Genomic DNA, 970 nt, shown 5'->3' on the forward strand with positions numbered 1-970 from the left:
TACGCGACCGTCCCGTACAGGAACGTGCGCTTCGACAGGTTGTACGTCGTGCCGAGCACGTACATGATCGCGTGGCCCGACGGATCGTGCGACGCGTCGCCGCCGCCATCGCCGACCTTCACGTAATACCCGCCGCCCGTCACCGCCCACTGCGGCGTGGCCGTGTAGGTCGCGCCGAGCCAGTAGTGATCGGCGCGATCGGCGACGCCCGCCGGGCTGTCCGGCGCCTGGTAGTGCGTATACGCGCCCTGGATCTTGAACTTCGACACCTTCACGTTCGCGCCGACGAAATACTCGCGCGACGCGGTGAAGATGTTGCTGAACTTGCCGTTGTTGTCGCGCAGCTCGTCGTAGAGGCCGCGCACGTCGAGCACCGGCGAGTGATACGAGATCATGATCCCGTCCGAGCGGCCGAAGTCGTCGGCCGCGCCGTAGTTGAAGCCGCGCGACTGGTTGCCGAACGCATACTGCGCCTGCACGTCGAAGCCGCCGATCACCGGGCTGTGATATTCGATGTTGTTGCTGCTCTGCTGCCAGTTGCGGCCGCGCACGAGCGATGCGGACGAAAACGCCTGCTGCACGAACGGATCGAATTCCCACACGCCGTCGCTATCGATGAACAGGTTGCGGCCGGCCTGCAGCTGGCCCCACGTGTCGCTCTTCAGGCCGACATACGCGCGGCGCGACCACATGCGTCCGCCGCCGGTCGTGCCGTTCATCACCTGGAACGCGGTTTCCAGGTTGAAGACCGTCGACATCCCGCCGCCGAGATCCTCGAAGCCCTTCAGGCCGAACATGCTGGTGCCCCAGTCGCCGCCTTCCGCGCTCCAGCGCGTCGAACTGCCGCCGGGCGTCGCGATGTGGTTCAGGTATTCGACGCCGCCGTCGATCCGGCCGTACAGCGTCACGCTCGTCTGCGCGAACGCGGCCGCCGGTGCGGCGGCCACGATCAGCGATGCGAAATGTTTGA

General features: G+C 66.2%; 1 protein-coding gene. It reads right to left on the bottom strand.

Annotation, left to right across the window (positions count from 1 at the left end; all coding sequences use genetic code 11):
- A partial coding sequence (locus DIE04_RS29475) for a porin (protein WP_260426920.1) occupies nt 1-970 on the bottom strand: 970 nt, incomplete at both ends.

It is taken from the genome of Burkholderia sp. Bp8994 (assembly GCF_003853805.1).
GTDB lineage: Bacteria > Pseudomonadota > Gammaproteobacteria > Burkholderiales > Burkholderiaceae > Burkholderia.